Origin of the sequence: Bradyrhizobium aeschynomenes, from assembly GCF_013178945.1 — a bacterium.
In the GTDB taxonomy this organism is placed as follows: Bacteria; Pseudomonadota; Alphaproteobacteria; order Rhizobiales; family Xanthobacteraceae; genus Bradyrhizobium; species Bradyrhizobium aeschynomenes.
This window is the reverse complement of record NZ_JABFDM010000018.1, coordinates 25,282-51,022: the sequence shown is the minus strand read 5'-3', so window position 1 is coordinate 51,022 and position 25,741 is coordinate 25,282. Positions and strand designations below refer to the sequence as shown.

General features: G+C 66.2%; 20 protein-coding genes. 9 read left to right on the top strand and 11 right to left on the bottom strand.

From position 1 onward, the window contains the following. Positions 1 to 34: 34 nt before the first annotated feature. The gene (locus tag HL666_RS31985) at positions 35 to 1,024 is read right to left on the bottom strand and encodes a sugar-binding transcriptional regulator (RefSeq protein ID WP_172134615.1); all 990 of its coding nucleotides are present in this window, start codon (positions 1,022 to 1,024) and stop codon (positions 35 to 37) included. A gap of 181 nt (positions 1,025 to 1,205) precedes the next feature. Between HL666_RS31985 and HL666_RS31980 the strand changes: the two genes are divergently transcribed. From HL666_RS31980 to HL666_RS31970, 3 genes are read left to right on the top strand one after another with little or no spacing between them, the layout of a single operon-like run. Then, positions 1,206 to 2,480, top strand: coding sequence for an FGGY-family carbohydrate kinase (locus HL666_RS31980; protein WP_172185515.1), 1,275 nt, complete (start codon positions 1,206 to 1,208; stop codon positions 2,478 to 2,480). After that, a complete protein-coding gene (locus HL666_RS31975) occupies positions 2,477 to 3,346 on the top strand; it encodes a TIGR01459 family HAD-type hydrolase (protein WP_172185513.1) in 870 nt (289 codons plus the stop codon). Before HL666_RS31980 ends, HL666_RS31975 begins: the two co-directional genes overlap by 4 nt. Before the next feature lie 14 nt (positions 3,347 to 3,360). Then, positions 3,361 to 4,386: a class II aldolase/adducin family protein gene (locus HL666_RS31970; protein ID WP_172134591.1), complete on the top strand. Its 1,026-nt coding sequence runs from the start codon at positions 3,361 to 3,363 to the stop codon at positions 4,384 to 4,386. Between the two features lie 61 nt (positions 4,387 to 4,447). Here the strand turns inward: HL666_RS31970 and HL666_RS31965 are convergent, their stop codons facing one another. Together HL666_RS31965 and HL666_RS31960 are read right to left on the bottom strand one after the other, a co-directional pair. Further along, a complete protein-coding gene (locus HL666_RS31965; RefSeq protein ID WP_172185511.1) occupies positions 4,448 to 5,356 on the bottom strand; it encodes an amino acid ABC transporter substrate-binding protein in 909 nt (302 codons plus the stop codon). A 228-nt stretch (positions 5,357 to 5,584) separates the two neighbouring features. Next, positions 5,585 to 6,484 carry a LysR family transcriptional regulator gene (locus HL666_RS31960; RefSeq protein WP_172113333.1) on the bottom strand — a complete coding sequence of 300 codons (900 nt, stop codon included), beginning with the start codon at positions 6,482 to 6,484 and terminating at the stop codon, positions 5,585 to 5,587. 117 nt (positions 6,485 to 6,601) lie between these two features. Here HL666_RS31960 and HL666_RS31955 point away from each other — a divergent pair, with 117 nt between their 5' ends. After that, entirely contained in the window at positions 6,602 to 7,234 is a 633-nt protein-coding gene (locus tag HL666_RS31955) for an RraA family protein (RefSeq protein ID WP_172185509.1), read from the top strand. Positions 7,235 to 8,063: 829 nt separating this feature from the next. On the opposite strand, the gene HL666_RS31950 is transcribed toward HL666_RS31955, so the two are convergent. The 5 genes from HL666_RS31950 to HL666_RS31930 all read right to left on the bottom strand — a co-directional run bounded on the left by HL666_RS31950 (position 8,064) and on the right by HL666_RS31930 (position 14,096). Next, entirely contained in the window at positions 8,064 to 9,515 is a 1,452-nt protein-coding gene (locus tag HL666_RS31950) for an aldehyde dehydrogenase (RefSeq protein WP_172113331.1), read from the bottom strand. A gap of 9 nt (positions 9,516 to 9,524) precedes the next feature. Beyond that, the gene (locus HL666_RS31945) at positions 9,525 to 10,262 is read right to left on the bottom strand and encodes an ABC transporter ATP-binding protein (protein WP_172185507.1); all 738 of its coding nucleotides are present in this window, start codon (positions 10,260 to 10,262) and stop codon (positions 9,525 to 9,527) included. Further along, the gene (locus tag HL666_RS31940) at positions 10,255 to 11,928 is read right to left on the bottom strand and encodes a branched-chain amino acid ABC transporter ATP-binding protein/permease (protein ID WP_172185505.1); all 1,674 of its coding nucleotides are present in this window, start codon (positions 11,926 to 11,928) and stop codon (positions 10,255 to 10,257) included. The genes HL666_RS31945 and HL666_RS31940 overlap by 8 nt, the downstream gene beginning before the upstream one ends. Continuing rightward, the gene (locus HL666_RS31935; protein ID WP_172113329.1) at positions 11,925 to 12,800 is read right to left on the bottom strand and encodes a branched-chain amino acid ABC transporter permease; all 876 of its coding nucleotides are present in this window, start codon (positions 12,798 to 12,800) and stop codon (positions 11,925 to 11,927) included. Before HL666_RS31935 ends, HL666_RS31940 begins: the two co-directional genes overlap by 4 nt. Positions 12,801 to 12,878: 78 nt before the next feature. Next, positions 12,879 to 14,096, bottom strand: coding sequence for an amino acid ABC transporter substrate-binding protein (locus tag HL666_RS31930; protein WP_172113328.1), 1,218 nt, complete (start codon positions 14,094 to 14,096; stop codon positions 12,879 to 12,881). Positions 14,097 to 14,258: 162 nt separating this feature from the next. On the opposite strand from HL666_RS31930, the gene HL666_RS31925 reads away from it, so the two are divergent. After that, positions 14,259 to 15,206, top strand: coding sequence for a helix-turn-helix domain-containing protein (locus tag HL666_RS31925; protein WP_311976781.1), 948 nt, complete (start codon positions 14,259 to 14,261; stop codon positions 15,204 to 15,206). 247 nt (positions 15,207 to 15,453) lie between these two features. Beyond that, positions 15,454 to 17,814 carry a polysaccharide biosynthesis tyrosine autokinase gene (locus tag HL666_RS31920; RefSeq protein ID WP_172185503.1) on the top strand — a complete coding sequence of 787 codons (2,361 nt, stop codon included), beginning with the start codon at positions 15,454 to 15,456 and terminating at the stop codon, positions 17,812 to 17,814. A gap of 10 nt (positions 17,815 to 17,824) precedes the next feature. On the opposite strand, the gene HL666_RS31915 is transcribed toward HL666_RS31920, so the two are convergent. Further along, positions 17,825 to 18,085 (bottom strand): hypothetical protein, encoded by a 261-nt coding sequence (locus tag HL666_RS31915; RefSeq protein ID WP_172113325.1) that lies wholly within the window; start codon positions 18,083 to 18,085, stop codon positions 17,825 to 17,827. Positions 18,086 to 18,248: 163 nt separating this feature from the next. After that, on the bottom strand, positions 18,249 to 19,454 hold the full coding sequence (locus HL666_RS31910; protein WP_172185502.1) for a WecB/TagA/CpsF family glycosyltransferase: 1,206 nt from the start codon (positions 19,452 to 19,454) through the stop codon (positions 18,249 to 18,251). Between the two features lie 299 nt (positions 19,455 to 19,753). Here HL666_RS31910 and HL666_RS31905 point away from each other — a divergent pair, with 299 nt between their 5' ends. Further along, complete coding sequence (locus HL666_RS31905; protein ID WP_172185500.1) at positions 19,754 to 21,148, top strand: O-antigen ligase family protein; 1,395 nt, start codon at positions 19,754 to 19,756, stop codon at positions 21,146 to 21,148. Positions 21,149 to 21,190: 42 nt separating this feature from the next. Here HL666_RS31905 and HL666_RS31900 read toward each other — a convergent pair whose 3' ends face one another. Further along, positions 21,191 to 23,074 (bottom strand): glycosyl hydrolase family 28-related protein, encoded by a 1,884-nt coding sequence (locus HL666_RS31900; protein ID WP_246741679.1) that lies wholly within the window; start codon positions 23,072 to 23,074, stop codon positions 21,191 to 21,193. 321 nt (positions 23,075 to 23,395) lie between these two features. Here HL666_RS31900 and HL666_RS31895 point away from each other — a divergent pair, with 321 nt between their 5' ends. Next, positions 23,396 to 24,346: a glycosyltransferase gene (locus HL666_RS31895; protein ID WP_172113322.1), complete on the top strand. Its 951-nt coding sequence runs from the start codon at positions 23,396 to 23,398 to the stop codon at positions 24,344 to 24,346. Between the two features lie 77 nt (positions 24,347 to 24,423). Further along, positions 24,424 to 25,701 (top strand): acyltransferase family protein, encoded by a 1,278-nt coding sequence (locus HL666_RS31890; RefSeq protein ID WP_246741678.1) that lies wholly within the window; start codon positions 24,424 to 24,426, stop codon positions 25,699 to 25,701. Positions 25,702 to 25,741: the final 40 nt, after the last annotated feature.

The window sequence follows — 25,741 nt, the reverse complement described above, 5'->3', positions numbered from 1 at the left end:
TACCCTCCCTTTGTTTTTGTAGAGATGGATCGCGTTACCTGCCCTTCCGACTTTTGTTTTTGGAGTGACCGGATGTTTTCTCCGGCTTGTCGGTAGATAGTGCCTGAGCGGTCACCTCGTCGATGATGAGGCCGTTCAGAAAGCCGCTGCGCAGCACCGCGCGCAGGGCCGTGATCTTCGCCTCGCCGCCGCCGATGGCGACGATGCGGTGTTTCTTGAGATCTTGCGCCGCCATCGAGGTGGCGCGCGCCGACAGATCGAGATCGAGCAGCTTGCCGTCCGCATTGAAGAAATGCCCGAGCAGATCGGCGCAGGCGCCGGCGCGCTTCAGCTCGACGACCTCGTCGGGCTTGATCATGCCGCTCGACACCAGGAAGCCGTCGGCGTGGATCTGGCCGATGCCGACGAACAGCAGCGAGGCCTGCTGCGCCAGCGCGAACACGTCCGATATGCCGAACTGCTGCATCAGCACGCGGCGGTCGGCCACCGAGTTGGCGAACACGGGAACGGGCAACAGATAGGCTTCGGCGCCGGTTCGCTCGGCGAGACGATGAATCACGTCGAACGGATTGGCCGCAAATTTGCGCGTGAGCCCGCCGAGCAGCGAAACGAACTGCACGCCGCGCGCGGGCGTCTGCGGCAATTGCGCGACGACGGCCGCGAGCGTGCGGCCGTGGCCGACGCCGATGATCTTGTCGTCGCCGCGCTCCAGCACCTGGCGCAGGAAGCTCGCGCCCTCCAGCGCCAGCGCCTTCAGCGGCAGATCGCCCTCCCCCAGGTCCGGAGCGACGCGGCAGAAGTCAAGGCCGTAGCGATCGGCCAGCGCATTCTCCAGCGCGACGCACTCGGCGACCGGCCCTTCGACGAAGACGCGGATCATGCCCTCGCGGCTGGCGCGCGCGATCAGCCGATGCGCCTTGGTGCTCTGGATGTTGAGGCGGTCGGCGACCTCCGACTGCGTCAGCCCGGCCGCGAAATACAGCCACGCGGCGCGTGTCGCGAGCGACGCCTCGCCGTCCACCATGGGCGCCCTGTCGGAAGCTGTCGTCACGCTGGAATGCCTACTTGCAAAATTCTTCACACCTTGCAAAAAATTGCAGACAGCGATCCGGCCGTCAATCCCCCAAACGTGCTGCAGCGCGTCAGGGCGTGACGGGTCGCACGGGCTTGGGAATGCTCGCCGGCGCACCAGAAGACGAGGTCGCATGACGCAGTTGTTTGTCGGCATCGACGTGGGAACCAGCGGCGTGCGCGCGTGCGCGATCGATCCGCGTGGAGCTGTGAAGGGCGCAGCCGCCGTTGCGCTGGCCGCCCCGCGTCAGGATGGCGCAGGCATCGACCAGGATCCGGAGCTGTGGTGGCAGGCGACGACCGCGGCGCTCAGCAAGCTCGGCGCGCGCGTCGATCTCGGCGCGGTCGCGCGCATCGCGGTCGACGGCACGTCGGGCACGCTGCTGCTGATCGATGACGACGGGCGCCCCTGCTCGCCTGGCCTGATGTACAACGACGCGCGCGCCGTCGATGAGGCCCGGCGCATCGCTGCGGTCGCGCCGCCCGAGAGCGGCGCGCATGGTGCGAGCAGCGCACTCGCCAAGCTGCTGCACCTCCGCGCCGCGGCCAGCGGCGCGCGCCGCGCGGTGCACCAGGCCGACTGGATCGCGGGACGCCTCGCCGGCCGTCACGGCACCAGCGACGAGAACAACGCGCTCAAGCTCGGCTATGATCCTGTCAAGCGCCGCTGGCCCCTCTGGCTCGACAAGCTCGGCATCGCGCCGGAGGTGCTGCCGGCCATTCTGGTGCCGGGCACGCCGTTCGCTGACGTCGATCCGTCGATTGCGCGCGCGCTCGGGCTCGCGTCGTCAGCCCGCATTGTGGCCGGCACCACCGACGGCGTCGCGGCCTTCATCGCCACCGGCGCCGATCAGCCCGGCGATGCCGTGACCTCGCTCGGCACCACGCTGGTAGTCAAGCTGATCGCGACGCAGCCGATCTTCGCCGCCGGCCAGGGCGTGTACTCGCACCGTCTCGGCGACAAATGGCTCGCCGGCGGCGCATCGAATTCCGGCGGCGCCGCGCTGCTGGCGCATTTCTCGACCGACGACATGGATCGCATGACACCGCTGCTGCGCCCCGACGAGCCGACCGGGCTCGATTATTACCCGCTGCCGAAAGCCGGCGAGCGCTTCCCCATCGCAGATCCCAATCTCACGCCAAAGATCACGCCGCGGCCGGCCGAGGATCACCGCTTCTTCCAGGCGCTGCTCGAAGGCATCGCTGGTGTCGAGGCGCTGGCCTATCGCCGTCTGCAGGACCTCGGCGCGCCGGCGCTGCGGCGCGTGATCAGCATCGGCGGCGGCGCGAAGAACGACGGCTGGACGGGCATTCGGGCGCGCAAGCTCGGCGTGCCCGTCAGCGTCGCCGCGCAGACCGAGGCCAGCTACGGCACGGCGCTGCTCGCTTTGCAGGGGCCACCGCAATGACCGCCGCGGCATGCGACATCAGCGGCCTCTCCGCCATCGCCGACAGGTTCGATCACGTGCTGCTCGACCAATGGGGCACGCTGCATGACGGCCGCACGGTGTTCCCGGCCGCACGCGATTGCGTCGTCAAGCTGCGCCAAGCCGGCAAGCATATCCTCGTGCTGTCGAACTCCGGCAAGCGCGCGAGCCCGAATGCCGCGCGTCTCGCGCAACTCGGCCTGCCGCGCGCGGCCTATGACGGCATCCTCACCTCGGGCGAGGTGACCTGGACGGGCCTGCGCGACCGCACCCGCGCGCCGTTCACCGATTGCGGCAATTCCTGCTTCCTGATCACGCGCGGCGACGATCGCTCCCTGGTCGAGGGCCTCGACCTCGCGCTCGTGCAGGACACGCGCGATGCCGACTTCATCCTGCTCGGCGGCCTCGACGAGGACCTTGCCGAGCCCGACCTCTGGCGCGAGCCGTTGACGCGGGCAGCGGCGCGGCAGGTCCCGATGATCTGTGCCAATCCCGACCTGATGATGTTCGGCACGACCGGCCTCGTCCCCGCCCCCGGCACGCTCGCACGCGCGTATGAGTGGCTGGGCGGCGCCGTGAGCTTCGTCGGCAAGCCGCACCGGCCGATCTTTGCGGCGGCGCTGGAGCAGCTCGGCCAGCCTGATCCCCACCGCGTGCTGATGATCGGCGACTCGCTCGACCACGACGTCGCCGGCGCGCGCGCCGTGGGCCTGCAGACGCTGCTGCTCGCCGATGGCGTCCATCGCACCACCCTCGCCGGCGCGCCCGATCTGGCCGCCGCGACGCGAAAGCTCGCGGCCTCGCCCGGCCGCATGCCGAACTGGACGATGCAGCAGCTTTGCTGGTGATGAGGAGAAGCGAGATGCGTGAGCCCGCCGAGCTCGATGATTTGCGCCGGATGTCGGCGCGGGTCGGCCGCAACATGCTGCTGGTGCAGGGCGCCGGCGGCAACTCGTCGGTCAAGGACGACGACGTCCTCTGGGTGAAGGCCTCCGGCACCTGGCTGTCCGATGCCAATGAGAAAGACATCTTCGTACCGGTGCTGCTGCCGGCCGCGCGCGAGGCGCTCGCCCGCGACGACGAGCGCATTCCGCTCGCCGCGCCCGGCCCGTTGCGCGCCTCGATCGAGACCTCGCTGCATGCGCTGCTGCCGCACCGCGTGGTGCTGCATGTCCATGCCGTCAACACCGTTGCCTGGGCCGCGCGGGGCGATGCCCGCGACGCATTCGCGACGCGGCTCGATGGCCTTGCCTGGCGGTATCTCGATTATGTCCATCCCGGCCTGCCGCTGGCGCGCGCGGTCAGTGACATCGTGGCGCGTGATCGCGCCGACGTGCTGATCCTGGGCAATCACGGCCTCGTCGTTGGCGCAGAGACCTGCGACGCGGCCGAGGCGCTGGTCCACGACGTGGAGAGCAGGCTCGCCTTGCCGGTACGCCCGGCACCGGCCGCGGACGAAGCGGCGTTGCGCCGTCTCTGCGCCGGCACCGCTTATCGCCTGCCGCGGGATGCCGAGTGCCACGGCATCGCCACCGATCCGTTCAGCCGCGCCGTCGCAACCGGCGGCTCGCTGTATCCGGACCACGTCGTCTTTCTCGGCCCGGGCCTGCCGACGATCGAAGACGCCCAGAGCCTCGTTACGATGCTCGCCCGCACAGAGGCAACCGGCCTCCCCGCGCCCGTTGCGGCGTTGGCGCCGGGTCTCGGCGCCATCATCCGCAACGATGCAAGCCCCGGCGCGGAGGCCATGCTGAGCTGCCTCGCGCTCGTGACGAGCCGCCTGCCGCTGTCAGCCGACGTCCGCTACCTGTCGTCGCAACACGAGCAGATGCTGCTCAACTGGGACGCCGAACGCTACCGGCAGCAGCTCACCGCCGCGCGCCAGTAGACTTGCGCGCCGCCGGCGAATTTCCGCCGGCGGCCTGGATCAGCCGACGCGATCCGTGGCTTCATTCGGCTGCATAGGCATCCGGATCGGGACTGCTGCTGGGCTTCTTGAACGCAGCGCGCAACGCAGCCGTCATCGGATAGTTGAAGTTGGTCCCGGTCGGCGGCACCGGCGATTCGAACCATGTCTTGTAGAGCTTTTCGATCTCCGGGCTCTGATACAGCTCGGCCGTGACGCGGTCGGCGATGGCCTTGAACGGGGCATCATCCTTGCGCAGCATGATGCCGAATGGCTCGGCCTTGGAGAACGCATCTTCGCTGATGACATAGGCGGCCGGCTCCTTGGAGCGCGCGATCGCGACCGCGAGCTGGACGTCGTCGAGCACATAGGCCTGGGCCCGGTCGGTCTCGAGCATCAGGAACGCCTCGGCCTGGTCCTTGGCCGGAACGATGGTGATCCCGAGCTTGCGCTCGACATTGACCTTGTTCAGTTGCGCGATGTTGGTCGACCCTGCGATCGCAACGGCCGTTTTGCCCTTCAGATCGTCGATCCGCCGCAGCGAGCTCGACGCCTTGGCGGCAAAGCGCGTTGCGCTGAGAAAATGCGTGTTGGTGAAGGTGACGAGCTTCTGGCGCTCCGCGTTGTTGGTGGTGGAGGCGCAGAGAAGGTCAATGGTGCCGTTGGTCATCAGCGGAATGCGGGTGGACGAGGTGACCGGAACGGTCTCGACCACGAGGTTGGGCAGCCCGAGCTCCCGCTTCACGGCGTCGGCGATCCGCGCACAGATGTCGAGCGCGTAGCCCACCGGCTTCTGGTTGCCGTCGAGATAGCTGAAGGGCACCGCCGCTTCCTGGAAGGCGACCGCGATCTTGCCGGTATCCTTGATCTTCTGCAGCGTGCCGCTCAACTCCTCGGCGCCGGCGGAATTGGCCGCCAGAACCAGTGTCAGTACGCATCCCCATCGGCGCATCAAAGCCTCTCCTCGTCGTCATTTTCTGCATGGTGCAGCGGGCCGCAGCCTCGCTTCGGCCGACTGCGATGAAAAGGGATAAAAATGCTTCTCGGCCCATTCCAAAAAGTGATGTCTCTTCCGAAGCTCTCGAGCGCGATGACATCAGGATGATTTGTCGTCGCGCTTGAGGTTGTTGTTTGCGCATGATCTTTCCGGAAAACCGCTGCGCACTTTCCGGATCATGCTCTAGCCCTGTAGCTGGCGGCTGAAGTCGCAGGTCCTGCGCGCCAGTTCGGCCACGACGGCCGTCAGCGCCGAGGGCCTGTCGTTGCGATACATCGCCGAATACGGCACGGCGGGAAGCGCCGGCCTGACCGGCACGACGGCCAACTTTCCCTCGGCAAAAAGTGGCCGGAAGCAACGTTGCGGAAGGTAGCTGATGCCGAGGCCGGCCACGGCGAGACCGACGAGAGCGGTGAGATTGTCGACCGTAATCGCACGCTTGAAGGCGACGCCGTTCGCCGTCAGCCATCGATTGATGTAGAGCCCCTGCCCGGAGCGGCGCCCCTGCATCAGAAGGGTATACTCGCCGAGCTCCTCGAATCCGAGCGGGCGACGCGACCGAACCAGACCGGGGCGCGCGGTCCAGACGTTCTGCACCTCCGCGAGCCTGACCGAGGTCACATCCGGGTCGGAAAACACCTCGGGAACCACGATCAGGTCGATGCTGCCTTCTAACAGGCGATCGTAGAGCGTGCGGGTGGTCTCCACTTCAGGCTCGATCACCACGGCAGGATGCTGCTCCCGAATGGCCGAGACGAGGCGCGGCAACCAGGTCAGCGCCGACAGTTCCGTGGCGCCGAGGCGCAGCCGGCGGGCTGGGGACTGTCGTCCGTCCCTCAGCGCCAGGATCTGCTCCTGCAGCGTCAGCATCTGACGGCCCAAAGCGAGGATCTCCTCACCCCGCTCGGTCAGGCGGGCACCGCGCTGGCGGCGGTCGAACAGCGGCACGCGCGCGGACGCTTCCAGCTCCTGGACCCTCTTGGAGATCGCCGACTGCGTCGTGTTGAGCTTCGCCGCGGCGCGCTCGAAAGTACCGAGCTCCGCGATCCAATGCAGCGCCTCGAGCTGCTTCAGCGTGATCATGAGACATTCTCAAAAGCGATGATATGACATCATCATTTATCTGTTTTCTGAATTTGGCGCGAGTCCTACACCGGTGCCCATGCAGCCATCCGACGGCACGCATCGAGGAGAGCGACAATGAGTGACACCGAACGGCCGCCGGTTGCGGCAGTCGATCCCGGCCTGATTGCCGCCTTCAGGCAGATCCCGACGGCCGTGATCAGCGACAATCTCGAGCGTTTGCCGGGCGCGATCGGCCTCAAGCCGTTCTACAAGGGAACGCCCATGGCCGGGATCGCGCTCACGGTCGACACCACGCCCGGAGACAATCTGTTCGTCCATCGCGCGCTCGATCTGATCAAGCCCGGCGATGTGCTCGTGATCAATGGCGGCGGCGACGAGACGCGCGCCCTCGTCGGCGAGATCATCGCCGCGATCGCCGAGCAACGCGGCGCGGCAGGAATCGTGCTCGACGGCGCCATCCGCGACTCCGCCGTGCTGATGTCGTCGCCGTTTCCGGTGTTCGCGCGCGCCGCCAACCATCGCGGCCCCTACAAGAACGGGCCGGGCACCATCAACGAGCCGGTCTCGATCGGCGGCATGGTCGTGGCGCCCGGCGACCTCGTGGTGGGCGATGCCGACGGCGTCGTTGCCTTCGCGCCGGAACGCGCTGCGCTGCTGTTGGAGATGACACGCGCGCAGGAGCAGCGGGAGGCGGAGATCCTGGCGAGCATCCGTGCGGGCCGTTACCAGGGAGCCTACGGAAAGTAGCCGCGGGCGGCGGCCTTCGGTGCCCTCACCCGAGCCATCGCATCCCCTGCGAGCCGAGCGGATCGCGCATGGCGATTTGCATGCGCGATGCGTCAGGCCGGTCCACCGCGGCAATCCGTTCGTCACAACTGACCGCACATCGACGCGCACCTGCCCGGACGGGCGACTCATGTCCTCACGCAGAGTCGCGCAGTACGCCGCAGGCTCTTCGCCTGCAAGGCAAGCCAGAGCCGTGCGCCAAAAAAGCAATTTAGTCCGTCGTGTCAGTCACATGACCTCTGTCCAGTCGTTCCGCTGGAAAAAATTGTGTTTCGCTTTTTGCGAAACAATGCTTGAATGCCCTCGTCCTGCCTCGCCAAGAGGGGCGCATCGCGATCGTCACGACGCGCGGGGTGGGATGCGGTGGGTGTATCGGCTCGCAGCGTGGCCATGGGTCATGTGGACGAACGGGCCCGATGCGCCGGCGAAATCGTAGGGTCCTGGCCTCCCGACGCTGAGGCCACGCTGGTGGTGATGATCCGCCGGTCACGGGGGCAAGACAGCCGGTCCCCGGGGAGAGGACGTATAAGCCGCCCAACCATCGCGCGGGGAATGCCGGGATGTCTCGGCTGAACCTGTGGTTCCTGCCGCCTGCATTTTTTTCGCAGGCGGGCCATGGGTGCGGCCAGCGCCCGGCATTCCCTGCGCCCTCTGTTTCGAAGAGGGCGAAACGGCCCTGACAACTCGGACGCCATGCGCCGCGAGGCCGCAGCGTCACGTCGCCCGTGCAACGTGTCCGCCGCGACACCGCCTTTACCCTCGCCGGCGCGCCAGCGAGGTGACGATGAGCTCAGAACGGATAGTGCCGCTCGCCGGTCTGCACCGTGATCCAGCGCAGCTCGGTGAACTCGTCGATCGCGGCCTTGCCGCCGAACCGGCCATAGCCCGAGGCCTTGACGCCGCCGAACGGCATCTGCGGCTCGTCATGCACGGTCGGCGCATTGACGTGGCAGATGCCGGACTCGATGCGCTTGGCGACGCCGATCGCGCGGGCGATGTCGCGGCCGAACACCGCCGACGACAGTCCGTACTCGGTGTCGTTGGCGACGCGCACCGCCTCGTCGATGCCGCCGACGCGCACGACGGTGACCACGGGGCCAAAACTCTCCTCGCCATAGATGCGCATCGCCGGCGTCACGTGGTCGACGATGGTCGCCGGCATGATCGTGCCGGTGCCGCGCCCGCCGGCGGCGAGCACTGCACCCTTGGCCACGGCATCCTCGATCAGCGTGCCGACACGGTCGCAGGCGGCGGCGCTGACCAGCGAGCCCAGCACGACATTGCCCTTGCGCGGATCGCCGTAAGGCAGACCCTTCGCCTTGGCGGCGAACTTCGCGACGAACTCGTCGGCGACCTTGTCGTCGACCACGATACGCTCGGTCGACATGCAGATCTGGCCCTGGTTCATGAAGGCGCCGAACGCGGCTGCATTCACCGCCGCGTCGAGATCGGCATCGTCGAGGATGACCAGCGGCGCCTTGCCGCCGAGCTCGAGCAGCGCGCGCTTGAGATGCTTGGCGCAGGCCATCGCGATGAGACGACCGACGCGGGTCGAGCCGGTGAAGTTGACGCGGCGGATCGCAGGATGCGCGATCAGCGCCTCGACCACGGCCTGCGCATCCTCGGGCGCATTGGTGACGACGTTGACGACACCGTCACCCAGTCCCGCCTCATGGAGACAGGCGCCGATCAGCCGGTGCACGCCCGGGCTCATCTCCGAAGCCTTGAGCACGACGGTGTTGCCGCAGGCGAGCGGCATTGCCACCGCGCGGACGCCGAGAATGACCGGCGCGTTCCACGGCGCGATGCCGAGCACGACGCCGGCCGGCTGGCGATAGGCGAGCGCGAGATTGTCGGGCACGTCGGTGGGAATGACCTCGCCGGAAATCTGCGTCGTCATCGCCGCAGCCTCGCGCAGCATGCCCTCGGCGAGATGCACGTTGAAGCCAGCCCAGCCGGCCGTGGCGCCGGTCTCGGCCATCATCAGCGCGGTGAACTCGGCGGCGTTGCGCGCCAGCGCGTCTGCCGCCGCACTGAGCCGCTTGCGGCGCTCGCCGGGGCTGAGCCGGGACCACGCGGGAAACGCCGCCGCGGCGGCATCGGCGGCGCGCAGCGCGTCGTCGATCGAGGCGGCCGCAACGATGCTCGCGATCTCGCCGCTGATCGGATTGAGGCGCTGGAAGGTGCGCTGGTTGGCGGCGGACTGGTCCTTGCCGCCAATCAGGAGATTGATTGCGTTCATGGGGCTCTCCTACTTGGACTTGGATGTAGCTGGTTCGCGCGACTGGCCGAGATAGGCGCGCTGGATGTCGGCGTTGCTCTTCATTTCGGACGCCGCGCCATCGCCGGCATTGCGTCCCTGCTCGATCAGATAGACACGGTCGGCGATATCCAGGCTGGCGCGGGCGTTCTGCTCGACCATCAGGATGCCGACGCCGTCGCCGCGGATGGTCTTGAGCGCGCGGAACACCTCGCGGCTGAGCAGCGGCGACAGGCCGAGCGAGGGCTCGTCGAGCATCAGCAGCTGCGGCCGCGACATCAGCGCGCGGCCGATCGCCACCATCTGCTGCTCGCCGCCGCTCATGGTGCGCACCGCCTGCCCCATGCGCTCGGTCAGCCGCGGAAACAGCGCCAGCACATGCGCGAGTCGCGCGTCCTCGCCGTCGCGGGCGCGCGCCGGATAGGCGCCGAGCTGCAGGTTCTCCGCCACGGTGAGGTCGCCGAACACCCCGCGCCCCTCCGGCACCAGCGCGATGCCGCGCTCGACGATCTGATGCGGCAGGAGCTGCGCGATGTCTGAGCCGTCGAAGCGGATCACGGCGCCCGCCCGCGGCCGGATCAGGCCGGCGATCGCCTTCAGCAAGGTCGACTTGCCGGCACCGTTGGCGCCGAGGATCGCGATGATCTCGCGCGGCGCGACGTTCAGGGTGACGTCGGCAAGCGCCTGGTGCTTGCCATATGCGTGCGACAGGCCGGAGATCTCAAGCATCGGGCTCTCCGAGATAGGCTGTTATCACGGTGGGATCGGCGAGCACCTCGTCCGGCGTGCCGCGCGCGATCACGACGCCCGCGCTCATCACGACGCAGCGGTCGCAGAGCGCACGGATCGCATCCATGACATGCTCGACCATCACGATGGTGATGCCGCGAGCGCGCAAGGAGGCGATCAGGGCGATGCCGGTCTCGAGCTCGGTCGGATTGAGCCCAGCCAGCCACTCGTCGAGCAGCACCAGCCGCGGATGCAGCGCCAGCGCGCGCGCCAGCTCCAGCCGTTTCTGGTCGATATAGGTGAGATCGCCCGCCGGGCTGTCGGCCATGTCGCCGAGCCCCACCATCACCAGCAGCTCGTGGATGGATTCTTGCGCCGCGCTGCTGCGGCTGCCGCGGAACAGCGCCGCGGTGGCGACGTTCTCGGCGACCGTGAGATCGGGCATCACGCGCACCAGCTGGAAGGTGCGGGCGAGCCCCAGCCGCGCGATCCTGTGGGCGGCCATGCCGTTGATGACGGCGCCGTCGAAGCGGATGGTGCCGTCCGACGGCACCAGCGCTCCGGAGAGCATGTTGAGCAGCGTGGTCTTGCCGGAGCCGTTGGGACCGATGACGCCGAGGATCTCGCCGGCGCGGACGTCCAGGCTGACCTTGTCGACGGCGCGCAGGCCACCGAAAGACTTGCCGACGGTCTCGGCCACGAGCAGCGTTCCGCCGCCCGACAGCGGCTTGACCGCGGTGACCTTGCTGCGCTCGCGGCGCCAGACCTGATCGACCAGCCCGACCACCCCCTTCGGCAGCGCCAGGACGATGCCGATGAAGATCAGACCGAGCACGATGCTGAAATGGTTGGGCAGCGCCGCGGTCAGCACCTCGAACAGCAGCACCAGCGGGATCACGCCGAGCACCGGCCCGATCAGCGCGCCGGCGCCGCCGAGCAGCGCCATGATCACGACCTGGAACGAGATCATCGGGTTGAAGGCGATGGCGGGATCGATATAGGTCCAGCGCGGCGCCATGATCGCGCCGGTCACCGACATGAAGACGGCGCTGACGATGAAGACGCCAAGCTTCACCGCCGTGGCGTCGATGCCGGAATGGCGCGCGGCGGTCTCGTCGGCGCCGATCGCGCGCAGTGCAAGGCCAAAGCGCGAGCGCGTCAGCACGAAGCCCGCCAGGAACACCAGCGCGGTCAGCGCGCAGAGCTGCCAGTACAGCATCTCCTGGGTGATGTCGCTGAACAGATAGCGGCCGACCGATTTGTGGATGTTGACCTCGTACCAGATCACGAGCTGGCGGATCAGCTCGGCGAGGCCGAACGAGAAGATGATGAAGTAGATGCCGGACAGCCGCAGCGTCGACAGGCCCGTGATCGCCGCGACGACCGCGCCGACGCCCGCGGCGGTCAGCAATTGCAGCGGCCAGCTCAGCGTTTCACCGGTGACGGCAGCCGTGTAGGCGCCGATGCCGAAGAACGCCGCCGTCGCCAGCGACACGTAGCGGGTCGGGCCGGAGAACATCGCCCAGGCGGTCGCCAGCACCGTGAAATAGAGAATGCTGATGCCGAGCGCGAGATAATAGCCGTTGGCATAAAGCGGCAGCGTGATCGCAGCCGCAGCAACTGCGAGCCCGATACACCAGGCGAGAGCTTTGCTGGGACCCGTCACGACGCCGCCTTTCCGAACAGTCCGGTCGGCCGGATCAGCAGCACGGCGAGGAACAGCGCGAAGGTCGCCGCCAGGGTCAGCCCGGGATCGACCAGGCGGGCCACCGCGGTCTCGACCACGCCGAGCAGCAGCCCCGCGACCAGCGCGCCCATGACGTTGCCGACGCCGCCCATGATGACCACGACCAGCGCCTTCATGGTGAAGACGACGCCCATCGAGGCGTTGAAGGTGAGAAACATGCTGACCAGCACGCCGCCGGCGGCGACGAGCCCGCCACCGAACGCGAAGGCAAGGCCGGCAAGCTGGCCGACATCGATGCCGACAAGCTGCGCGGCGTTGGGATCGACGGCGACCGCACGCACGGCGGTGCCGAGCCGCGTCCGCGTCAGTGCGAGATACACCGCGGTGCCGATCAGCGCGGCGAAAGCGAGCGCGACCAGGCGATTCACGGCCAGGGTCGAGCCGAGCACCGTCACCGGAATGGAGAGATAGCTATAGCTGTAGTATTGACCACCGAACGCGACCAGCATGACGCCCTGGATCACGAACAGCACGCCGAACGTCACGAGGATGCTGTCGACCTCCTGCGCGCCCCGATCCTTGCTGCGGCGGATCAGGCGCTGCAGCAGCAGGCGATAGAGCAGCCAGTTGAGCAGTGCGGCCGCGGGGATCGCGAGCACGAGCGCCAGCAGCGGGCTGAGCTTGAGGCCCGAATACAGCGACAGCGTGCCGAAGGCGGCCGCGACCAGCGACTCGCCGTAGGACAGGTTCATGATCCGCGCGACGCCATATTGCAGCGTCAGGCCGAGCGCGATCAGGGCATACATGCCGCCCAGCACGAGGCCGGGCAACAGGATGTCGAACAGCAGCATGGGATGGGTGCCTCTTGCGCGAGGTCCGCGGGCGCGCATGACATCGCGCGCGCCCGCAAGCTCACGGTCTCGTCTCGGCTATTTCCACTCGGGCTTCGGCACGACCGCCGCGCGGGCGCCCGGCAGCGACGCCGGCGCCAGCGCGTAGAACTCGCCGTTCTGCCACTGGCCGACGCTCCAGACCTCCTGCAGCAGGCCGTCCTTCAGCTTGACCTTGCCGATGATCGTATCGAAGGAGCCCTCGCGGATCTCCTTGGCGACCGCCGCACGATCGACCTTGCCGACCTTCTCGATCGCCTGCTGCAACACCTGAAGGCTCGCATAGGTGATCGAGCTCGCCCAGCGATCGGGCTCCTGCCCGGTCGCCGCCTTGTGGCGGGCAAGGTAGTCCTTCAGCGGCGGAGAATCGGCATTCCAGCCGCCGATGCCCATCACGCCGTCGCTGTTGGCGGCGAACTTGCCCTTGAACAGCGGGAACGCCGTGCCGACGCCGACATAGAACACCTTCGGATTGTACTTCAGGAGCTGCGCCTGCTCGGTCAGCCCGATCGTATCCGGCGGATAGCTGAAGGCGATGAAGGCGTCGGCATTGGCCGCGATCGCATCCTTGAGCAGCGGCTGCAGATCCTGCGAGCCCATCGGATAGGTCTTGTCATAGGCGACCGTCAGGCCGGCCTTCTTGAACGCCTCGCGCCCGGCAGCCGCGAGCTCGATGCCGAACTGGTCGGCGACGCTGACCATCGCCACCGTGCCGCCGATCTTGCCCTCGCTCTTGAGTTTGCCGAGCAGCTCGGCGAGGCCGTTGGAGATCTGCGCCGAGGTGCCGAGCCAGAAGGTGGCGTTGGCCCAGCGTTTGGCGAGCTCCGGCGCCTTGTCGGTCACCGAGGTGACCGCGAGATGCGGATAGCCAAGTTTGTTGAGGGTCGGACCGACCGCGAGGTTGAGGCCGGTGCCCCAGGGCGACAGGATGAAATCGACCTTGTCCTGGTTGGCGAGGCGCTCGATCGCCTTCACCGCCTCCTCCGACGAGCTGCGGTCGTCATATTCGACGATCTCGACCGGCAGCTTCTTGTCGCCGAGCTTGATGCCGCCCGCCGCGTTCACGTCCTTCACCCACAGCTGGTAGTTCGGCAGCGTGGTGATGCCGGCGCCGCCGGCATAGGGGCCGGTCTTCGAAATGGCGTAACCGATGCGGATCTTGTCGGTTTCGGCCTGCGCGGCCGTGGCGCCAAAGCCGGCCGCGATCGCCGCGGCCCCCGCGATGCGCAACAACTGACGACGGTTCGTCGAAGTCATCCGTTTGTCCTCCTCCGATGTTCACGCGCGCGCTGCGCGGGTGAAGCATTGACGTTCCTCTGCTCCCCGCCTCGGTCCGCGGTTTTTGTTTGCGGTCGTTGGGGGCTTGACGAGGGAAACACCGCGAGCTTGGGTGGCGCAATGGACGGTTCCGGCAAAAGAGTGTACTTTTCTGGCCCGACGGCCGCGCACAATGACGCGGCCCTGGCCCTGCGCCCGCCGCGCGGCAACCCCGCCACGGTCGGCGCCGAGGCCATTTCCCCGCATTTCGAGCCGAGACGCTGGTCGCTACGCTCCGATGCCGCGCGGCCCTTCATTCACCTGCTCTGCCTGTCGACGGGACAGGCCTCGGTGCGCTTCACAGCCGAGGAAATGCAGACCTGGAGCGGTCCCTCGCTGGTCTGGCTGCCGGCAGGATGCGCCGGGCAGCTCGACATCGCGGCCGGCGCGGCCGGTCACCTGCTTCGGCTGCGCACCGGCCTCTGGCACCGCCATCTGCCGTCCTCGGCCGAGCCGGCCTATCTCGACCTCGCAGGCACCGAAGCCGTTCTGGCGTTCGCCGTCTCAGCCGAGCTTGCAGCAGTGATGGCGCGCTCGATCGCAGCCCTCGCTGCGGAGCTCGAAAATCCCGCAAGGCGCGGCGCCGTCTCGATCCTGTCGGCAGAGCTGACCCTGTGCGTGCTGCGCTTCTGGCGGCTGTTCGCCGACGAGAGCGCCGGCGACGCGCAAGGCTCGAGCGCCGAGATCCTGAGCCGCTTCCGCCGGCTGGTCGAGGAACGCTTTCATCAGCAATTGCGCGTGGCCGACTACGCAGCCCTGCTCGGCGTCACGCCGGACCGCCTGCATGCGCTGTGCACCGGCGCGCTGAAGCGCTCGCCGAGCGCGCTGATCCAGCAGCGCATCGTCCAGGAGGCTGCGACCCGCCTGGAGACCACCACCGCGACGATCAAGCAGATCGCGTTCGCACTGGGCTTCAAGGACAGCGCCTATTTCAACCGCTTCTTCGTCAAGCACACCGGACAGGCACCGGGGGCCTGGCGCAAGGGGGTCTCCTCGCAACGAACCGCCGGACAGGCCCGCGCCGCTCTCGATTTCGCGGATTGGCCCTGACATGCCCGGCCCGAACAAGCCAAGTCCGTCCTCGACAGCCTCGTGCCGGCGTCCCGCGGCGCCACATGCTTTCGCCACAGACATTATTTAATTTTAAAAGGCCACTTGCTGGGCAAAATTAGATTTAATATAAATTAAATCAAGCGCCCCCTCTGATAATTTAATGACCCAACACATCAAATCCTTGTCTTGGCAGGCATCCGGACGGCTCCGACGTCCGCAGCGCAACTGATGAAGCTTCAAAAACATGCTGCACAATCCCAATGCGAGCGCAGTTGCCTACAATCCTCAACAAGACCATGGCTGGGAGCGGGCCGGTCCCGGACCATTTGATCTGGCGCTGGGATTCCTGCGCCGGCATTATCTCGTGATCGCGATCACCGCCGCAGTCTCACTCGCTGCGAGCTTCGCCGTTCTCAAGATCGTGCCGCCGACCTATTCGGCGGACGTGAAGATCATGCTGGGCGGCGCCAAGCCTCCCGTCCTGCAGCCGCAGCCGACGCAGGACGATCCGCCGCTCGACATGGAATCCCAGATCGAGATCCTGAAATCCAAGTCGATCGCGACGGCCGTCATCACCAAGCTGAACCTGGCCGATGATCCCGACTTCAGCGGCAAAGCGAGCCCCCTGCATGGCGCCGTGGATGCCATCCGCCGGCTGGTGAGCGCCACGCCGGAGCCGACGACGCCATCCATGGATGATCTGCTCGACGAGTTTCAGCGTCGCATGAACGCCTTCAGGATCGGCACCAGCACCGTCGTCGAAGTCGACTTCAGCGCCAGCGATCCGAAGCGGGCCGCAATGATCGCCAATGCGATCGTCAAGGAATATTTCGACCAGCAGCTGAAGGCGGAGGCCAACGAGCACCGCACCGTCACGGCGTGGCTGCACGATCGTCTGCAGGACCTCGGCAGCGACGCCACCGCGGCCGAGCGCGCCGTGAACGATCTGAAGAGCCGGCACAACATCGTCACGGCGGACGGCAAGTTCATCGATCAGCAGCAGGTCACCGAACTGACCAACCGCCTGGTCGCCGCCCGGACCCATACGGCCTCGTTGATGACCCGGCTCAACCGGTTCGACGAGATGCTGGCCGCGAGCAATGCCGACACGCCGATCGACAGCTTTGCTGCGGTCTCGGACTTCTCCCCGGCCGAGCTGAGCGGCAATCTCAATCCGCCCGACGGGCTGTCGCTCAGCAATTCAAACAGCACGCTGATCATCAACGGCCTGCGTCAGCAATATCTCGACAATGCGAAGCGGGAATACGAGTACGCCGCCAAATACGGCAAAGACCATCTGGCCGTCGTCAATATTCGCGCCGCGATGAAGAGCATCCGTCAGGCGATCTTCGACGAGGTGCGACGCCTTGCCGACGTCGCCAGGCACGACTATGCGGAAGCCAAGCAGCAGCAGCAGGAGGTCGAAAAGCAGCTGGCGCAGGCCGTGGCCCAGTCGCAGGACACCCGGGCCGCCGAGGCCAGCATCCGCGAGCTCGAGACCAGCGCGAAGGGGTATCGCGCGCTGTATGATACGTTCCTGCAGCGCTACATGGGCTCGGTCCAGCAGGGCTCGTTTCCGATCACGAAGGCGCGCGTCATCTCGGCCGCGACGCCCCCGAAGAAGAAGAGCAAGCCGAAGTCGATCCTGCTGCTGGCGATCGGGCTGTTCGGCGGCCTTGCGCTCGGCGGCGGCCTGGGGCTGCTGAGAGAGGTGCGGGATCGCAGCTTCCGGACCACCAATCAGGTCGAAGATCGTCTGCGTCTTCCCTGTCTCTCGGTCGTTCCCCTGCTGAAGCAGGACGAGGTCAACAGGATCACCAAGGAGGCCACGCCGGGCTCGGTCGACAAGGCGGACGCGGATTGCAGCCAGCGCCTGGTCGCAAGAGGCGCGGGAACGTGCTGGGCCGCATCAGCCATGCCCTCCTCTCGGTTCGCGGAATCGATCCGCTCGCTGAAGGTCGCGATCGATCAGGATCCGAGCCGGACGTCGCGGAAAGTGTTCGGGCTCACCTCCGCGCTGCCAAACGAGGGCAAATCGATCATCGCCGCCTCGCTCGCGCAGTCGATTGCCAGCTCGGGAAAGCGGGTGATCGTGGTCGACTGCGATCTCCGAAACCCGTCCCTCTCCGGCATGCTTGCTCCCGACGCCGGACTGGGCATCGCCGACATCGTCTCGGGTGCGCAGCGGCTCGAGGACACCGTCTGGACCGATGCCGTGACGCGGTTGCAGTTCCTGCCCGGCAAGGGCGCGGCACATCGCGACACCAGCGACATCCTGGCCCACGAGCAAATGCGCAAGCTGTTCGAACAACTGCGTGAGAGCTACGATTACGTCATCGTCGATCTTCCGCCGCTCGCGCCGGTTGCCGATGCGCGCGCCGTCTCGGGGCTGCTCGACAGCTTCGTCCTCGTCGTCGAATGGGGGCGGACACCGGCCGAGGTGGTCGAGCATGCACTGAACACGGCGCCGAATGTCTATGACGCACTGCTCGGGGTCGTGCTCAACAAGACCGACATGAAGGCGCTGAAGCTCTATGCGAACCACTTCGGCGACTACTACAACCATGAATATTACGCCCGCTATGGGCGCGTCATGGCCGAATGAACGGGCGCAATCAGCGCTGATGCTCGGGCCGGATGGAGGGATGGGCGAGGCCAGCGCGCTCGAGAACGCTGCGGAGATAGATGCCGACGAGATAGCCGACCTGAACGGCAACCAGGCCGCCGGCCGACAGAAGCGCAGCTGAGAGGCCGCTCGCGGCCGCAACCGCGATACACTCCGCGGCGACGAGGGCGACGAGCGCAATCAGCGTGCGAACGTTGAAGATCGCTCCCGCAACTGCCCCGGCCCCGAAATGAAGCGCGATCACCCACATCAATCTTCATGCCTCCTCGGCCGTGTCGAGAGGCTAGCGGCGAATGGTTAGCGATGAGCTAAGCCGCTCGGGCGGATTCGGGCAAGCGCATGGCGGCAACACTGCACCGCGGAAAAAGCTGTTCGCGGCCCGTCGGCGAGAGCTCAGAACGGCAGCAGTGGCCTCAGGAAAGATCCAGGCCGCCGAAGCGGAATATCCTCGCCATCAGTGGCGAGACTCCGACGAAGGAAGCAACGCAGCCCTGGGCCTCCAGCTGCTTCCTCAGCATCAGCAGCAGCCCAAGGAAGCGCGCATCGATGGCGCAGACATTGGAGAAATCGACCGTCACCCGCTTGCGGGCCGCAGCTGCGGCACGAAATACCGGAATGGCCCGGTCGACGTGACGTGCATCTGCCGGCCCGGAGAGGCTCAAGGTCACCACCCGCGCGCCATGGTCCTGCGTGATCGTCAGCGCCTCCCCGCGCTCATGCGTGCGCCGCATCCACCAGGTGCACAACACGAAGGGCATCACGTGAGTGACCAGCAGCCCAAGCATCGCCGTCCCGTCGTTCCAGTAGCGTCGCCAGAGATAAGGTTCCTCCTTGATGCGCCACATCCACTCCAGGCCCAAGCTGCGCAGGACCAACGGTGCCCGCCGGACCGTACCGGCCTGGAAGTTCAGCGCGGCACCCAGATGGGCGCGAATCGGAATCGCGAGCCGGTCGTGGTTGCGCAGCAGCCAGGATTGCCCCTTCTGACTGCTCAAGGACGCAACCAGGAAGTCCGCACCACTGGCGTTGATCTCCTCGATGATGTCATCCCGGCTCATCTCCTCGGCAGAACAGTAGCCCGGGTTCGACCAGCCGACACAGCGAAGCCCGCCCGGCTCGCTGTTCAGCGTCCGCGCAGCACGTTCTGCGGCACCCTGCGGTCCGCCAAACAGAAACAGCTTGAGAGCGTTTGCAGACCCGGCGTCCGACTTCAGCGCATCGAAAATGTCGGCGCCGGCGGTACGGCTCTTGATCGGAATGCCGATGAGCCGGGCGATCCACACCACCGGCATGCCATCGACCGTGCAGAGGTCGCTCAGGATCAGCGACTGCCTGAAGCTCCGGTCCCACTGGCTCGCGACCAGGAAATTGAGATTGGGAGTGGAGATCAACAAACGGGTCTTGCAGCGAGCCGCGTCGCGAATGCGACCGAGCACACCGCGCATGCCGATGGCGTCGATCGGCACTCCGAGGATGCAATAGACGTCGCGCGACAAGTCGTCGTGGACCGCCGGATCGAGCGTCACCGCGTCGACTTCGGGCCGTCCGCGGCCCGTGCTCTGACCGCCCACGCGATAGGAGGATCGCCCGACCTCCTGCAACTCCTGCGTGGTGAGCATCGACCGAACTCCCTCAATCTGTCCGCTGCACGAGGATGGCCGCCTTGTGGATCCCGACGGCGGCGCCGGCCTCGAAGAGCAGGCAGCTCCAAAATTGATCATTTAATTTTAAATCATTTGATTTATTTAATATGGTTTATCTGTGAAAGAAAGAGCATATTTCCGGCGCCCCCACCGCAATGCGCAGAGGCTTCGACGAAACGTCTTTATTTAAAACCGCATCGGGATAATGTTCACAGGATCTGCCGCGGGCCCGCCCGCCTGATGGTCCATTCGGATAGTTTGGAAGCAGAAATAGGATGCCCAGATTTCAGGTGACGACATCCTCAACGGCCGCGGCGCCGCCCTCATCTGCGGGCGCGTTCGACATCTGCGCGGTGATCCCGGTGCTGGCCTTCGCCTATTCGTCGCTCATTCAGCCGCTGATCTATTTCAGCTTCCCGCCGTCGCCCGGGCTTCAAGGCCTGCTGGAAAGCCGCACGGAGAACCGGATCTTCTGGCCCGTTCTGGCCGCCGTCGCCATCATCGTCGCCGCGCAACGCCTGGCGCGCGGGACCCGTCTCGCCGCGCCGCCCAACATCGTCAGCCTCTGCGTATACTTTGGTCTGGCCGGCGCCAGCGTCGCCTGGGCCTTCAAGCCGGAGTTCGCTTTCGTCCGTTTCGTTCAGGAAGCGATGGTGCTGACCGCCGTGGTGCTGCCGGCCCTGTTGTCGAGTCCGAGAGCGGACATCCTGCGCGGCATGTTCGCCTGCTTTGCGGTCGGGGCGATCCTGAACGTGCTGCTGATCCCCGGGGGGTACGCGACCTACGCGCAATACGGCACTGCTCTGGTCGACATCGGCTATCAGGGCTATTTCTCGGGGAAGAACCTGTTGGGCGAGTTTGCCGCGCTCGCCTTTCTGCTGTCGGTCCACGAGCTGCTCTATCCCGGCCATCGTCGTCTGCTCGGGCTCCTGGTTGCCGCCGGAGCGGTCGTCCTGATCTTCCTGTCCAGCTCCAAGACGGCGCTTGGTCTTGCGCTCCTCGCTCCCGTCCTGGCAATGCTGACGCTCGTGACGGCGCGCGCGCTGCGGCTTGCGCCCGTCCTCGTGCTCGCAGTCATCGTTCTGAGCTACTTCGTGGTCGGCCAGCTCGCCGGCTTCAACACTGGCCGGATCGCCTATCTGTTGACGGGCGATTCCAGTTTCACGGGCCGAACGACCATTTGGGCCTTCTCCGAAACGCAGATCGCGCAGAGGCCGTTGCTCGGATGGGGCTATCAGAGCTTCTGGCTGGTCGGAGCGGACGCGCCGAGCATCACCGAGGCCCCTGGCTGGGTGAAAGCCATGCCGAACTCGCACAATGGCTACTACGATGCGATGCTGGAGCTCGGCTACGTCGGCCTCACGTTCCTGCTCGTCTTTCTCGTGACCACTGTGCACGTCATCGGGCGCGTCATGAAACACGACGCCAAGCGAGCATGGATCCTGCTGTCCGTCGCCTTGTTCGTGATGTTCTATAACTTCCTCGAGACCTTGTGGCTCCGCGCCTTCGACGTCTCCTGGGTCGTGTTCGTGCTCGTCACGGTCGAAGCCGCGCGATACTGGCGCCGGTCGCCGCTGAGCATGCCCTCCCGTCAATCAGCGTCCAGACAATCGATCGGCTCCGTCCGCGCGCGAGTCGCGTGGCGGCCTCGGCTCGGCATCCGCACATGACGGACGCCGCCACCGCGCCCTCGTAGCGAGCATCGGGACGGTCTATTGCGTTGCTCCTGGCGCCGCGGCGAAGGGCGCCCCGGCATCGAGCCTGGCCTTTGCCGGAAGCACGTGAAGCTTGGTCTCGGCAACCGAATCGACCCAGGGCCAGCGATGGTCGCCGAAGAAGCCGGGCTTGGCCCGCAGATAGAGCGAGGCCGGTAGCGGCTGCGCGGGCAGGCCATCGGTCCAAACCACCTGATTGGTGAGATAATCGAAATTGCCGCCGCGGATCACCGTCGCCAACGTCTTCGGATCCGGAGCCATCGTCCATCGTTCCGGATCATAGCCGAGCATCCAGATGTTGCCTGCCCCGCCCTGCCCCCAACGGGCAACGTTTGCCCGCATCGACGGATCGTCATAGACCCAACCGCCCATGCGCCCCGGACGGCCCAGCACGTTGCCGACGAAGGAGTCCCACCACGATCCATAGGCGAGGCCAACAGTGCGAATTCCGGATCGGTCGACGAAACGCTGACGCTGCCCGGTCAGATGGTTGCGGAAGAAGGTCAGATAGATGGCGTTGCCATGCGTGTAGTCGCTGTCGGCGTTGTGAGACAGGTTGCCCTCGAACAGCACGTGATGCGAGCCGGCCATGTGTGACGCATTGATGCCGACCTCGACCCAACCGGGATTGTCGAAATCGAACGAATCGTCGGCATAGTTGTAGCCGACGACGGTGCCCGCACCTGCGGAGCGAAACACCATGGTCTTGCAGACATCGACGAGAATGTTGTTTTCAACCAGGACCTCCGACGAGCCCAGAGCGAGACTGATGGCGTATCCGGCACCACCCGGCTGAGGCCACGACCCGGCGTGAATATAGGAATCGCGCAGCTCGATCCGGAACGAGTTGTTGATCGCGACGCCTTCACCGAGCCACTGCGTCACTTCGATGGATTTGGCCCATGAATAGGCGGCGGCCTCGAACCGCAGGGCGCCATCCGCACCACCCAGGATGCTCAAATGCTCGACGCCCGCATTGGCGATGTGGATGTCGCGATTGTTGGCAGCGTGACCGCCACTGTTCGGGTCGGTGCTGTAGGGCGTGAGCTGCGCCTGATGGCTGACGCGGTAGCTGATCGTCAGGGGTGAGGTGAACGTGACCGTGGTGGGCGACACGGCTGCGATCTGCTTGATCTCGGCGGTCGCCCGGTCGGTCCGCGCGAACCACGACATCGACTTCGGGAGCACGCCGGGCGTCTGGTCATACGGTCCTGCCGCACTCGAGCCGCCATTGTCGTCGCCCGGTTGGACCGGGTGATGCATGTTCCAGGCGACGCGATCGCCCTGCCAGACTTTCGCTGCCTCCGGGAAGCCTGCCGGCGTCGCCTGCCATGATGCGCCCGACGTCTCATCGAGCAGCACGAAGTCGCCGACCTTGAAATTCGCTGTGCCGGCCACTGTGATCGTCGTCGCTCCCTGCGCGCCATCAGCCGTTAGGTTCTGCGAGGCCGTGCTGTCGGGGCCGTTGTTCCAACGCGAGGGTCCGACGATGATGACCGGCTTCGGATCATAGCTGTACGAGCCGGGGTCGACAGGTGTGCGGATTCCCACGGTGCCGGCAATGACCGCGGACGTTCTGGCGCGGGCCCCGTTCGGCTTTACCAGCCGAGTCGTGCCTGCACCGGAGCCGCGCAACGTCACCGGGCGGCTGATAAGCAAAGGTTCGCTGACGATGAACGTGCCGGGTCCTAGCATCACCACCTGCCCGGCCGGCGCAGCGCCGAGCGCCGCCTGGATCGCGCCGGTGTCATCTGCGCCGCTTGGAGACAGCGTCCGGTAGATGGTGGTGCGGTTCGGAATGCCCCCCGACGACATCAAGCCCGGATTCCAGGCGACCCAGCGATCCGCCGGCAACAGACTGCGGTCCGATGCTGGCGGCAACCCAGGCGGCTCGGCGGCTTCGGCAACGCCGCCAAGGCGGAGCACCGCGAGCGCCGCCGCGCAGAAAATCCAGCCGCGTGGAAGGCGGCTCGACGCGAACGGCAAGGCCCACCACGGGGCCTTCCCAGCGGCCTCGCCGCACGCCGCTTCGATCCGCTCCGTCCGGGTCCGCCGACGCCCGCCAAGATTTAAAATCACCATGATTTTGACACGTCGCATGTCATAATATTAAATCAGGATTTAAATTATTGAAAGTCGTGAGCGACGCAGCTCGACGGGCCTCACATTCGACCAGCGGCCTTCTGCAAGGGAATTTTGACCGTGACGCCATCGCGCCGCTATTTGCTGATCTCGCCGTGCCGGGACGAGGCTGAGTATCTGCGCCGCACGCTCGACAGCGTGGCGGCCCAGACGGTACCGCCCGCGCTGTGGATCGTGGTCGACGACGGCTCGACCGACGAGACCCCCGCCATTCTCGAGGAGTATGCGGGGCGACTGCCCTATCTGCGCGTGGTGCGCCGCGCCGACCGGGGCGGACGCAAGGTCGGCCCCGGCGTGATCGAGGCGTTCTACGCTGGCCTGGAGACTGTCCGGCTCGAAGACTACGACTATCTGTGCAAGCTCGACATGGACCTCGACCTGCCCCCGCGCTACTTCGAGCTGCTGATGGCGCGCATGGAGGCCGATCCGCGCGTCGGCACCACGTCGGGCAAGCCGTGGTTCGTCCACCCGCAGACCGGCGCCCTGGAGCCGGAGGTCTGCGGCGACGAGATGTCGGTCGGCATGACCAAGTTCTACCGCGTGGCCTGCTTCCGGGAGATCGGCGGCTTCGTGCGCCAGGTGATGTGGGACGGCATCGACTGCCACCGCTGCCGCATGCTCGGCTGGATTGCCGAAAGCGTCGACACCGAGCCCCTGCGCTTCATTCATCTGCGCCCGCAGGGCGCAAGCCACAAGGGCATCTGGACAGGACGTCTGCGCAAGGGGTTCGGCCAGTATTTCATGGGCACATCGCCGCTCTATCACCTCGCGGTCGCCGTCTATCACCTGCCCGCCTATCCTGCACTGATCGGCAGCACCGCCATGTTGTGGGGCTATTTCCGGAGCTGGCTGAAGGGCCTGCCGCGCTACGACGATCCGGAGTTCCGGCGCTTCCTCCGCACCTATCAGCGCGCCTGTCTGCGGCTGGGCAAGCGTGCCGCGACGGCACGGATCAATGCCGAGCGGGCCCAGCTCTGGCAAGCCAGTCACCCCCTCGCCGACACGAGGTGATCGGCCCCGCGGACCGTGGCGACGAAGCGACGTTTTGCGAAGCAGATCATTCTCGGACTCGACCGGATATCATGGCCATGAATTTCGCGTTCAGCCGTCTTCGCGACGCCTCCTTGTCAGCGCCGCTCGGAGATCCGGGTGACAGCGTCTCATCTGCAGAAGCGGCTGCCGCAACGAATGGGCTGGCCAGCCCTTCTCCGGTCATTCCCTCACTGGACGGCATCCGCGCGCTATCGGTCCTGATCGTCGTTCTCGGCCATTCCGGGCTGCAGACGGTGATTCCAGGCGGCTTTGGCGTCACGATCTTTTTCTTCCTGAGCGGGTTTCTGATCTCGACGCTCATGTTGTCGGAGCACGAGCGCACCTCGACCCTCAACATCCCAAGCTTCTACGCACGGCGCGTGTTCCGGCTGATGCCGCCCCTGCTGCTCACATTGGCGATCGCCTATGGGCTCACCTTTACCGGCCTGCTGGATGGCGGGATCACCGCCCAGGGGCTGGCAGCGCAGCTCCTCTATTTCGCCAACTACTATGGCCTGTTCTTCGATCCCGGCAATACGGTCCCGGACGGCACCGGCATCCTCTGGTCGCTCGCGGTCGAGGAGCATTTCTATATCGTCTATCCCTTGCTGATGACCGTGCTGCTCGGGTCTGCGCTGCGCCCCCGCACCATCGGCGTGCTGCTTGGGCTCGTCTGTCTCGCCGTGCTCGCCTGGCGCATCCATCTGGTGCACGCGCCCGGCTTTTTCTCCGACCGCACCTATTACGGATCGGATACGCGCATCGACTCGATCGCCTATGGCTGCATCCTGGCGCTCATGACGAATCCGATGCGGCAGCGGAGGGAACACGGCGCGATGTCGGCAGCGCACTGGGCGCTCCTGCTGGGCGCAGCGGCCGTGCTGCTGCTCTCCCTGCTCTACCGCGACCCGACCTTTCGGGAGACGGCCCGCTACAGCGTTCAGGGACTGGCCTTGATGCCGCTATTCTACCTCGCCGTCCGTTTCGCCGACGCGCCGCTGTTCCGTGAACTCAACCGCTCCTGGATGATGACGCTCGGCACCTACTCCTATGCGATCTATCTGATCCACAATGTCGTGATCCGAACCATCGACAAGAACTTCCCAGCAATAGCAGCCAAGCCCTATTTGCTCTTTCCGCTGACGCTCCTGATCGCGGTGGTCTATGCGGCTGCGATCGAACGCTTCATCGAGCCGTATTTCAGGCAACTCAGGCACAGGTTCAGGCCTGCGCCAGCCGGCGCCCCGGTCGCCGAGCAAACGCGGGACTCGAGCAGCAAAGGCTGGCAGCTTCGCGATCGTCTCGTCGAGAGCCCGACGACGCACGCGTCCTGATCACTCCGGCGGCATCAGAACACGACATCGCAACATGCGG